Raw genomic sequence first — 11,195 nt, 5'->3', positions numbered from 1 at the left:
TTACGGATTCGCTGACGGGTTGGCAAGGGCTGTTTTGAAATAACTGTCAAAAAAGTGGAGAAAAGTACTATCTACTCGTTTTAGCCTTACGCATAACGGCTAATACAGGGCCTGAAGCCACGTAGGTACCAAACAGCAATAACAGCATCACTGAAGGCTCGACCGAGATCAACACAAACGCCAGCACTATGGCTAGCAGCACAACAAAAGGTACCGGCTTTTTAAAATCGAGATCCTTGAAGCTGTAGTAACGGATATTACTCACCATCAACACACCCGCCGCAGCTACTACTACTAACATCAATAGTTTGAAACCAAAGGCATCAGCATCAAAGCTATGGAACGTCCATACACTGGCCGCCACTAGCGCGGCTGCAGAAGGGCTCGGCAAACCGATAAACCACTTTTTATCAACACTACCAATTTGTACGTTAAAGCGCGCAAGGCGAAGCGCCGCGCAGGCAACATAGAGAAAGGCCACTACCCACCCCGTCTTACCGATGTCCTGAAGAATCCAGGTAAAGGCAACTAAAGCGGGCGCCATACCAAAGGAGACCATGTCAGCCAAGCTGTCGTACTCAGCGCCGAATTCACTTTGCGTATTGGTCATACGGGCGACGCGGCCATCCAGGCCATCCAGTACCATGGCAATAAAGATCGCAACGGCAGCCGAGGTAAACTCACCATTAATGCCTGCCACTACTGCAAAAAAACCGGCAAAAAGCGCCGAAGTGGTAAATAGGTTGGGCAGCAAATAGATGCCTCGACGGCGAATCTTTTTACCGTCCTCTACGGCCTCTTCGACTACTTCGGTTTCACGCAAGAAGGCAGCCGCCAAATCTTCATTGTCGCCCACTTCTGACTGATGAGCACTGTCTGGCTGCTCAGCTTTATCAGACGGAGCCGAGTCTGGCTGGCCTGGGTTTGACTGATCAGAGTTTGAGTGCTCTTGGTCGCGAGCGTCCTGTGTCATAGTTTTCATCCATTAAAAGAGAAGTCACGGGAACCGTAGTCGCTTTCATTCTACACGGTGAGTGCCACTCAGCCAGCCAATTGCTGCATTGATACCCTGCGCGGTCTGCATCAGCGAGCGCTAACAGGTTAATAACTAAAAAGCGCCGCTCCGGGAAAGAAGCGACGCTTATGTTTACATTTAAGTGCTGACTGTAAAGGCTAAGTACTTTCGTGCTTAAAGCGACAACACCTTATCGCCCCGGGCAATACCCGAGACCCCAGTACGGGCGACCTCAAGAATACCCACCGGCGCCATGGCCTGAAGGAAAGCATCAAGCTTGCCCGCATCACCGGTGATCTGCACGGTATACAGGCTTGGCGTTACGTCGACGATCTGCGCGCGGAAGATATCCACCGTGCGCTTCACTTCATCGCGGGCCGCGCCTAGCGCTTTCACTTTAACCAACATCAGCTCGCGCTCGATATGGTTACCTTCGGTGAGATCCACCAGTTTAACCACATCGATCAGCTTATTGAGGTGCTTGGTGATCTGCTCGATGACCCGGTCATCGCCTATGGTGGTGACCGTTAAGCGCGACAGCGACGGGTCTTCAGTAGGCGCCACGTTAAGCGTTTCGATGTTGAAGTTACGCTGGGAGAACAACCCGACTACACGTGACAGCGCACCCGGTTCGTTTTCTAACAGAATCGAGATGATATGACGCATCAGGTACGCTCCGTTTTAGACAGCAGCATGTCGCGCATGGCACCTAACGGCACCTGCATCGGATAGACGTGCTCAAAAGGGTCGACCTTCACGTCAAGAAAGACCAGCTCGTGCTTATCAGCAAACGCACGCTCCAGTGCAGGCTCCAATTCATCAAGCGTATTGACGGTAATGGCGGTAAACCCATACGCCTCAATCAGCATATGGAAGTCCGGCAGCGACTCCATATAGGAGTGCGCGTGGCGTGACTTATAGTTCAAGTCCTGCCACTGACGTACCATACCCAACGACGCATTGTTAAGGTTGACGATCTTAACGCCCACCCCGTACTGCTTACAGGTGGAGAGCTCCTGCATCATCATCTGGAAGCTTCCTTCACCGGTGACGCACACTACGTCATCATCCGGGTAGTTCTGCTTGATACCCATGGCGGCGGGGAAACCAAAGCCCATGGTGCCCAAACCACCTGAGGTGATCAGTCGGTTGGGTTTATCAAACTTGTAGTACTGCGCTGCGAACATCTGGTGCTGACCAACATCGGTAGTCACGTAGGCTTCGCCTCGGGTTACCCGACAAAGCGCTTCAATAACTTCCTGTGGCTTAAGCGCTTCACCCACCTTGGAAGGCTCATAAAGCTTGCCTTCACGGTCGGCACGCCAGCCATCAATCTTTTCCCACCACTCAGTCAGTGCTTCAGGATGGGCAATTTTATGCCCCTGCACCAAACTGATCATCTCATTGATAACGCTGGAGGCCGGGCCCACGATCGGCACATCGGCACGCACCGTTTTAGAGATCGAACTTGGGTCAACATCAACGTGGATGATTTTAGCTGTCGGGCAGAACTTCGAAGTGCTGTTGGTCACGCGGTCGTCAAAGCGCGCCCCAATGGCAATGATCAGATCGGCGTGGTGCATGGCCATGTTCGACTCATAAGAGCCATGCATGCCCAGCCAACCCAAACACTGCCGGTCACTTTGCGGATACGCGCCAATGCCCATCAGCGTGGTGGTAATCGGGTAGCCCAGCTGCTTGACCAGATCAGTCAAGCCTTCGCTGGCTTTGCCAGTGACCACGCCGCCACCGGTATAGAACACCGGGCGCTTGGCTTTGAGTATCATCTCAACGGCTTTTTTGATCTGCCCTGTGTGGCCACGCGTGACGGGGTTGTACGAGCGCATCTTGACCTTTTTCGGATAGATGTACTCATAACGCTCAGTGGGAGCCGTCATATCTTTTGGGATATCGACCACCACCGGGCCCGGACGCCCTGTAGCGGCTAAATAAAACGCCTTTTTGAGCACTTCCGGGATTTCAGACGGGTGACGAATCGAGAAGCTGTGCTTCACGATGGGCCGCGTCACGCCGACGATATCGGTTTCCTGGAAGGCGTCTTCACCGATCAGATGACTTGCCACCTGACCACACAGCACTACCATGGGAATGGAGTCCATGTAAGCAGTGGCGATGCCGGTGACGGCGTTGGTGGCACCGGGGCCTGAGGTAACCAGTACGCAGCCGGGCTTGCCTGATGCACGAGCATAGCCATCGGCGGCGTGGGTAGCCGCTTGTTCGTGACGCACCAGAATGTGCTTCACTTTGTCCTGGCGGAAGAGTGCATCGTAAATATGCAGCGCTGCACCGCCGGGGTAACCATAAATGTATTCGATGCCCTCATCTTGCAAGAAGCGGGCGATCATATCTGCGCCGGAAAGCAGTTCCACTGTATTTCTCCCCTGGAGGTCTCGAGTGCGATCCGCAGGACATCCTGCGGTGTCGAGTGCGGCGGTATGCCGCTGCCGGCCCTTGCCGGCACCTGATGCCAAACCCTGGCAGATGGCCCGGTTAGGGCCTGCACTCTTGTCGGGAGAGGGTGCCTTATGTCGACATAAATCACCCGCTCCCTTACACGGCAGTTCGCCGTGTCGGGGCGTTGGCCAGGTTGGGCGGTTAGCCCAAGCCCGGAAGTCCTTCGGCGGGTAGAGGCTCTCGCCTACCCTTCGCGCGGGAATTAGGGGTTGCCCGTTGGATCCGCGCCCGCAAATCAGGAACTGACAAGATTCCATTAGCAGCCCCACCCTGTCAACCGCCATTACTCGCTGAATGCGCCCATGAGCCCCTTTTCGGCTCAGAGTTGCGGTAATCCAAATACGATTCTCGACGCACGAGACCAATGTCTAAGCCGAGAAATTCGCATATCGTCTGTGCGGCTGTGTAATATTTTAGGTGACACGATTCATCTAAAGTTTATTTCTGATACTCACAGCATTACCTGGAAGTGCAACTCCGAGGAAACATCGCCAGCATTTCCTTGCTTCTCATAGGCTTTCTAAATTCAGCCTATTTGGAGACGGTTAGCACTTATTAGGTGAATCGATTCATCAAACAACGAAGGGTCAGCCAACTGACCTACTACAGCAACAAGTAGCGCGAGGAAAAGCTCATGTCACGCATTGTGCAATGGTCCGTTACCGTGGCACTAGCCGGCTTCCTGTTCGGCTTTGATACGGCAGTAATTTCTGGGGCCGACAAGCCCATTCAAGCACTCTGGGGCCTCAGTGATCTGCAGCATGGTCTGTTGATCATGTCGATGGCTTTATGGGGCACTGTACTTGGCGCCATCTTCGGTAACTGGCCTACCGACCACCTTGGTCGACGCATGACTCTGCTGTTGATTGGTGTTCTGTACTTGGTATCGGCGATAGGATCCGCTGTGGCCACCGACCCCTGGGTCTTCGCCCTCTTCCGCCTCATCGGTGGCATTGGTGTGGGCGTCTCTTCAGTCGCCGCCCCGATTTATATTTCCGAGATTGCCCCACCTCGACATCGGGGTGTGCTGGTGGCCATGTACCAGTTCAATATCGTCTTCGGTATCCTCATGGCGTTCGTTTCCAACTATGTCATCGGCAGTATGATAGAGGGGGATATCGCCTGGCGCTGGATGCTCGGCATCGAGGCCATTCCGGCTCTGATTTATACTCTGATGATTACCCGTGTTCCGCGTAGCCCACGCTGGCTCATCCTCAAGCGCAATGACGTCAAAGAAGCAAGTCGCGTGCTGCGGATGATCGACCCAGACGTGGATGTTGATGCGGAAATTGCCACCATGCGAGCCGCCGAGAACGAGGAGCGCTCCGCTAATGCACGCTTCTTCTCTCGCCGCTATCGGCTGCCGATCCTACTTGCCTTTCTGATCGCCTTCTTCAATCAGTTATCGGGCATCAACTTCATCATCTACTACGCGCCACGCGTGCTTGAGGCCGCTCAGCTCGGCAGCCAAGCGGCACTGCTGTCCACCGCGGGCATTGGTTTAGTCAATCTGGTCTTCACCATGATCGGGATGTCGCTGATCGACCGGTTCGGACGGCGCACACTCCTGTTCATCGGTTCCGCAGGGTACCTGTTGTCATTAGTTCTGATCTCACGTGCCTTCTTTACCGATTCCCTGGGCGGTATCGAGGTGCCGCTGCTACTGGCCCTGTTTATTGCTGCCCATGCTATCAGTCAGGGGGCGGTGATCTGGGTCTTCATTGCAGAGGTGTTCCCCAACCATGTGCGTGCTCGCGGTCAATCCTTTGGCAGCTCAATCCACTGGGTCTTCGCAGCTTTGATTACCCTGGTCATGCCTTGGGTACTGGGCACTTTTAGTGGTGGCCCGGTGTTCGCCTTCTTCGCCATCATGATGTTGCTGCAATTAGTATTCGTGCTGATCCTGATGCCGGAAACACGTAATGTTTCTCTTGAAGAGCTGCAAAAACACTTGGTAGGTAACGACGTCAAACTACGCAGGGTTCATCTATCAGGCGCCCGAGTTAACGTCTGATAACCTCCCCCTAAGAGAAGCCAAAAAAAAGCCTCGCTAGCAAAGCTCGCGAGGCTTTTTACCTACTCAATTACCCGAAGTGACGGCTCAATTATGAGCTAAACACCAACTTACCCTCTTCTGCGTTGATATGGATGGTATCACCAGGGGCAAATTTGCCACCCAGCAGGTCTTGCGCCAGCGGGTTCTCGATACGGCTCTGAATCGCCCGCTTGAGTGGCCGCGCCCCGTACACGGGGTCGAAGCCCACCACCGCCAGTTGCGCCATGGCCTCTGGGCTGACCTCAAGTTTCAGGTCGTGTTCGGCAAGGCGCACTTTCAAACGCTCAAGCTGAATACCGGCAATGGCCTGAATCTGCTCTTGGCCCAGGGCGTGGAACACCACCACTTCATCGATGCGGTTGATGAGTTCAGGCCGGAAGTGGTTGCCCACCACCTCCATGACCATATTTTTCATTACCTCATAATCGCTATCATCCCCCCCCATCCGCTGGATAATGTCCGAGCCCATGTTGGAGGTCATCACGATCACTGTGTTGCGGAAATCCACCGTGCGGCCCTGGCCATCGGTTAAGCGGCCGTCTTCCAATACCTGCAGTAGGATATTGAAGACATCCGGGTGGGCTTTCTCCACCTCATCCAGCAGCAGCACCGAATAAGGCTTGCGGCGCACGGCTTCGGTTAGGTAACCACCCTCTTCGTAGCCGACGTAGCCAGGAGGCGCACCGATCAAGCGGGCCACGGAGTGCTTCTCCATAAACTCCGACATATCGATACGCACCATCGCCTCTTCGGTATCGAACAGAAAGTTCGCCAGCGACTTACACAGTTCGGTTTTACCCACCCCGGTGGGGCCGAGGAACAGAAACGAACCGTTGGGGCGGTTAGGGTCAGAAAGCCCGGCCCTGGAGCGGCGTACCGCATTGGCCACTGCCTCGACGGCCTCATCCTGGCCAATCACCCGCTGGTGCAACGCCTCTTCCATACGCAGGAGCTTATCGCGCTCGCCTTCCAGCATTTTGGAGACCGGAATGCCCGTCCAACGGGAAACCACCTCGGCGATCTCCTCTTCGGTGACATTAGAGCGCAGCAGCTGATGGCTTGAGGTATCCGCTTCACCTTCCCCGCTTTCGGCAATTTTCTTCTCCAGCTCTGGAATCTTGCCGTACTGAATTTCCGACATCCGACCCAAGTCGCCCTGGCGGCGGGCCTGTTCAAGGTCAATGCGTGCCTGTTCAAGCTCAGCTTTAAACTGAGCAGCCCCTTGAATACTGGCTTTCTCGGCTTTCCAGATTTCATCAAGATCCGCGTATTCGCGCTCTAGGTCGTGAATCTGGGTATTGAGTGCCTCCAGGCGTTTTTTAGTGGCCTCGTCAGTCTCTTTCTTAAGCGCCTCACGCTCCATTTTGAGCTGGATCAGGCGGCGATCAAGGCGATCCATCGCCTCTGGCTTGGAGTCCAGCTCCATACGAATCCGCGAGGCGGCCTCATCGATTAGATCGATGGCTTTATCAGGCAGCTGGCGATCAGTGATATAACGGGTCGAGAGCTTGGCCGCGGCAATGATCGCTGAGTCGGTAATATCCACGCCGTGGTGCACTTCGTAGCGCTCTTTCAAGCCACGCAGGATCGCCACGGTGTCCTCTTCGGAAGGCTCATCAACCAGCACTTTCTGGAAGCGGCGCTCCAAGGCGGCGTCTTTCTCAATGTACTTGCGGTACTCATCAAGGGTGGTCGCACCCACGCAGTGCAGCTCGCCGCGGGCCAAGGCGGGCTTGAGCATATTGCCCGCGTCCATCGCACCTTCGGCTTTGCCTGCGCCGACCATGGTGTGCAGCTCGTCAATAAACAGGATCACCCGGCCTTCTTCCTGGGAAAGCTCCTTAAGTACCGCTTTCAAGCGCTCTTCAAACTCGCCACGGAATTTGGCACCCGCCAATAGCGAGCCCATATCCAGCGAGAGCACGCGCTTCTCTTTTAAGCCTTCCGGCACTTCGCCGTTAACGATGCGCTGGGCCAACCCCTCGACAATGGCGGTTTTACCCACCCCCGGCTCACCGATCAACACCGGGTTGTTCTTGGTACGCCGCTGCAGCACTTGAATGGTACGGCGAATTTCGTCGTCGCGGCCGATCACCGGGTCGAGCTTGCCGTCCAGCGCGCGCTGGGTAAGATCCATGGTGTATTTATTGAGCGCTTCGCGCTGATCTTCGGCGTTGGCATCGTCGACGGTAGCACCGCCACGCAGGCTGTTAATGGCGGCTTCAAGAGATTTGCGGTTAATCCCCGCGTCTTTAAGCAGCTTGGTAATCGCTGAATTCATTTCCAGCGCTGCCAATAGAACGAGTTCACTGGCGATAAACTGATCACCGCGCTTCTGCGCTTCGCGATCGGTTAAGTTAAAAAGCTTGATGAAGTCCCGCGATGGCTGCACTTCGCCGTCGAACTGCCCCACCTTGGGTAGGTTATCCAACTGCTGCACCAACCCATCGCGCAGACGCGAAGGATTGCCCTCGGCTTTTTCAATCAGGGCTTTAATACCGGTGTCTTTGGTGTCAAGCAGGGCCAGCAGCAAGTGCGCTGGGTCTAGCTGATTATGACCGCGGCCAACGGCCAGCGACTGCGCTTCAGCAATCGCACTTTGAAGCTTGGCGGTAAATTTATCAAAACGCATGGAATTCCTCCTGGGGTAGCCGTGCGTTTGGACGCACCGCGTGACCCGATAACGTGTCATTAGACGTGCTAAATCACTATTAGCTTGACAAGTTAAATGGCGTCAGTTCCATGCTTTTCAAGAGGTGGCGGTGTAAACCGCTGACTTATGGAAGCTTAAATTCACATTAATTGATCCAGATCACGCTTGCCATTCGCCCGGTTTTGCCGCCATCACGACGGAAGGAGTAGAAGCGCGACTCGCAGGCGGTACAGAAGTGGCCGCCGCTTATGTGATTGACGCCCAGTGCCTCTAACCGAAAGCGCGCCAGCCGGTATAAGTCGGCCATGTAATGACCCAACCGGTAAGGGCTATGGTCAAAGGCGTCCGCAGTATCCGGGTGAACGGCAACAAAGGCGCCGTAAACCTCAGGGCCAACCTCAAATTGAGCGTTGGAGATAGCAGGCCCTAACCACACCAGAATATCGTCTGGGTCAGTGTTCATCGCGGCAATGGTTGCTTCCAGCACACCGCCCGCCAAACCGCGCCAACCGGCATGAGCAACCGCCACCTGGGTACCCGCTCGATTGCAGAACATCACCGGCAGGCAGTCTGCCGTCAGTACGACGCATGCGTACTCATTGGAGGTCGCAAGGGCTGCATCCGCGTCGGCAGCCTCGGGCTGATAACACTGCTGCACACGGGCGCCGTGGGTCTGGTTCAGCCACAACAGAGGCCGCTCATCGCCAATTTCCTTTTGCAGCAAACGACGACACAACGCCACATGGTCAGCATTATCGCCGACATGGGAGGCGGGGTTAAAGGCAGCGAAATCACCCTGGCTAGGCCCCGATTCACGGGTCGTCACAAAGGCACGCACATTGGTCGGCGCTGGCCAGTCGGGCACTAAAAGCGTTGGCCGTAAATTAATGGCATCGCTCATCGCATAGTCTCATTATCTTCGCGCAGGTAATCCAACAACATTAACAAATCATCAGGGAGGTCTGCCTGAAACGTTAATGTTTCGCCGCTTACCGGATGTTTGAAAATCAACTTACGCGCGTGAAGGGCCTGACGAGGGAACTCACGCAGGATCTCTTTCAGCGGCTCAGCAGCCCCCGGTGGTAATTTGGCACGACCACCATACATGGGGTCACCAATTAACGGATAGCGAGCATGGGCCATGTGCACGCGAATTTGGTGGGTACGTCCCGTTTCCAACTTACAGCGCACATGAGTGTGAGCACGGAAGCGCTCAACCACGCGAAAATGGGTAATGGCAGGTTTACCCGAAGCCGTCACGGCCTGGCGTTTACGGTCTTTAGGGTGACGACCAATGGGTGCGTCAATGGTACTACCCGACACCGGCTTACCAATCACCACAGCATCGTACTGACGCGACACACTGCGCGCCTGCAACTGTTCAACCAGAGCCGTTTGGGCGGGCAGCGTTTTCGCTACCATCATCAAACCGGTCGTATCTTTATCCAAACGGTGAACAATGCCAGCCCGGGGCACTTCGGCAAGCGACGGCTGGTGATGCAGTAGTGCATTCAATAGTGTGCCATCCGGGTTGCCTGCGGCAGGATGCACCACCATACCGGCAGCTTTGTTGATGACCATCACCGTGTCGTCTTCGTAAACGATATCCAGCGCAATGTCCTGGGCTTCAAAGCGCGTATCGTCTTCGATGGTGGCCTGAAGCGCCAACACTTCATGGCCATGCAGCTTGGCTTTCGGCTTGGCTTGCGCGCCGTCCACCGTCAACTCACCAGCGTTAATCCACGCTTTTAAGCGTTCGCGGGAGTAATCGCTGAACAACTCAGCCGCCGCTTGGTCTAATCGCGCACCGGCCAACGTAGCGGGCACGCGCTGCGTGTCTTCAACTGTTCGAGACATGAAAAACCTCTTTTAGACGCAAAAACCCCCAGCCCCGACATGGAAAAATAAGCTGTGACGACACCCGACGAAACGTCGCTAAGCCTGCGTTTTGAGCCGAGGTGTTTTATAGTGGGCGGACTGCGACCTATTCTACCATTTCTACTTATGGCCATCGTCGCTTTTTGGTGATCGAGGCTTGTTTGCAACGAGGATGATGATGCGCGTTATTTCAGCTGCCAACCGCTTTGGTGCTCTAGCCCTAAGCCTTGCCCTTCTAGCGGGCTGTGCGAGTAACGATACAAGTGAAGAAGAGGACGATGAATTTGCTGGGGTTCAGGAGCGTGAGCTCTATGAGCTGGCCCGCACAGCCCTCGACAGCAACCGCTACCCGATTGCGATAGAGCGTTTAGAAGCACTCGATACCCGCTACCCGTTTGGTGTCCATGCTGAGCAAGCACAGCTCGAGCTGATCTATGCCTACTATGAAAACAGCGATTGGGAAGAAGCCCGGGCAGCGGCTAGCCGCTTTATTCGCCTTCATCCTGACCATCCCCAGGTGGATTACGCGTACTACCTGCGTGGTCTTTCCGCCTGGCAAGCAGGCCGCTTCAGCCTGGAGCGCCTACGACTGATTGATATTTCCAAGCGTGATTTGGGCGCTTCCCGTGATGCCTACAATGACTTCCGCGAGCTGATTCAGCGTTATCCGCAGAGTGAATACGCTGCTGATGCCCAGCAACGTATCGTCTACTTACGTGAGTTGATGGCCCGCCATGAACTGCACGTTGCCGATTACTACCTGCGCCGCGGCGCTTATCTAGCAGCGGTTGAACGCGGCCGCTGGGTAATCGAAAACTACCCAGAGTCGAACGCTACCCGGGATGCCCTAGCCACCATGGTGGAAGGCTATCAAGGCCTAGACATGGATGACCGCGCCAATGAAGTCCTCGCAGTACTGCGCGAGAACGCGCCTGATCATGAGCAATTGCAGGGCAGCCGCTTTGTTCCCAAGCATTTAGGTCAAAATGATTAAACCATTGCGAGCTTTCAATCGCTAAAAGCTGTACAACACTTACCTACCAAACCACGCCTCGGCGTGGTTTTTTTTATTCAAAAAGAACAGTAAGCGAATAACTTTAAAGGGGAAAATACAAACA

The 11,195-nt window shown here is 54.9% G+C and carries 8 protein-coding genes; 2 read left to right on the top strand and 6 right to left on the bottom strand.

Annotated features, from left to right (window positions below):
* Window positions 1–67 precede the first annotated feature (67 nt).
* From pssA to K7H09_RS22030, 3 genes are all read right to left on the bottom strand, one after another.
* Complete coding sequence (pssA, locus tag K7H09_RS22040; protein WP_035538112.1) at window positions 68–973, bottom strand: CDP-diacylglycerol--serine O-phosphatidyltransferase; 906 nt, start codon at window positions 971–973, stop codon at window positions 68–70.
* A gap of 216 nt (window positions 974–1,189) precedes the next feature.
* Complete coding sequence (gene ilvN, locus K7H09_RS22035) at window positions 1,190–1,681, bottom strand: acetolactate synthase small subunit (protein ID WP_009287561.1); 492 nt, start codon at window positions 1,679–1,681, stop codon at window positions 1,190–1,192.
* Window positions 1,681–3,405, bottom strand: coding sequence for an acetolactate synthase 3 large subunit (locus tag K7H09_RS22030; protein ID WP_027956886.1), 1,725 nt, complete (start codon window positions 3,403–3,405; stop codon window positions 1,681–1,683). The genes ilvN and K7H09_RS22030 overlap by 1 nt, the downstream gene beginning before the upstream one ends.
* A 719-nt stretch (window positions 3,406–4,124) precedes the next feature.
* Between K7H09_RS22030 and K7H09_RS22025 the strand changes: the two genes are divergently transcribed.
* The gene (locus K7H09_RS22025; RefSeq protein ID WP_022522022.1) at window positions 4,125–5,504 is read left to right on the top strand and encodes a sugar porter family MFS transporter; all 1,380 of its coding nucleotides are present in this window, start codon (window positions 4,125–4,127) and stop codon (window positions 5,502–5,504) included.
* A 91-nt stretch (window positions 5,505–5,595) separates the two neighbouring features.
* Here the strand turns inward: K7H09_RS22025 and clpB are convergent, their stop codons facing one another.
* From clpB to rluD, 3 genes are all read right to left on the bottom strand, one after another.
* Window positions 5,596–8,178, bottom strand: coding sequence for an ATP-dependent chaperone ClpB (clpB, locus tag K7H09_RS22020; RefSeq protein ID WP_041159231.1), 2,583 nt, complete (start codon window positions 8,176–8,178; stop codon window positions 5,596–5,598).
* 166 nt (window positions 8,179–8,344) lie between these two features.
* Window positions 8,345–9,100, bottom strand: a complete 756-nt coding sequence (gene pgeF, locus K7H09_RS22015) for a peptidoglycan editing factor PgeF (RefSeq protein ID WP_041159232.1) — start codon at window positions 9,098–9,100, stop codon at window positions 8,345–8,347.
* Window positions 9,097–10,056: a 23S rRNA pseudouridine(1911/1915/1917) synthase RluD gene (gene rluD / locus K7H09_RS22010; RefSeq protein ID WP_009287556.1), complete on the bottom strand. Its 960-nt coding sequence runs from the start codon at window positions 10,054–10,056 to the stop codon at window positions 9,097–9,099. The genes pgeF and rluD overlap by 4 nt, the downstream gene beginning before the upstream one ends.
* Before the next feature lie 199 nt (window positions 10,057–10,255).
* Here rluD and K7H09_RS22005 point away from each other — a divergent pair, with 199 nt between their 5' ends.
* The gene (locus K7H09_RS22005; RefSeq protein ID WP_022522020.1) at window positions 10,256–11,071 is read left to right on the top strand and encodes an outer membrane protein assembly factor BamD; all 816 of its coding nucleotides are present in this window, start codon (window positions 10,256–10,258) and stop codon (window positions 11,069–11,071) included.
* Window positions 11,072–11,195 lie beyond the last annotated feature (124 nt).

It is taken from the genome of Halomonas sp. IOP_14 (genome assembly GCF_021021315.1).
Taxonomy (GTDB): Bacteria; Pseudomonadota; Gammaproteobacteria; order Pseudomonadales; family Halomonadaceae; genus Vreelandella; species Vreelandella titanicae.
Note: the sequence above shows the minus strand (reverse complement) of the source record. Positions and strands in the feature narration are given on the sequence as shown.

What these genes read in the sequence shown, in the direction of transcription:
- K7H09_RS22025 (WP_022522022.1), top strand. Translation starts at nt 4,125, where the DNA reads ATGTCACGCATTGTGCAATGGTCCGTTACCGTGGCACTAGCCGGCTTC.
- pssA (WP_035538112.1), bottom strand. Translation starts at nt 973, where the DNA reads ATGACACAGGACGCTCGCGACCAAGAGCACTCAAACTCTGATCAGTCA.
- rluD (WP_009287556.1), bottom strand. Translation starts at nt 10,056, where the DNA reads ATGTCTCGAACAGTTGAAGACACGCAGCGCGTGCCCGCTACGTTGGCC.
- pgeF (WP_041159232.1), bottom strand. Translation starts at nt 9,100, where the DNA reads ATGAGCGATGCCATTAATTTACGGCCAACGCTTTTAGTGCCCGACTGG.
- ilvN (WP_009287561.1), bottom strand. Translation starts at nt 1,681, where the DNA reads ATGCGTCATATCATCTCGATTCTGTTAGAAAACGAACCGGGTGCGCTG.
- clpB (WP_041159231.1), bottom strand. Translation starts at nt 8,178, where the DNA reads ATGCGTTTTGATAAATTTACCGCCAAGCTTCAAAGTGCGATTGCTGAA.
- K7H09_RS22005 (WP_022522020.1), top strand. Translation starts at nt 10,256, where the DNA reads ATGCGCGTTATTTCAGCTGCCAACCGCTTTGGTGCTCTAGCCCTAAGC.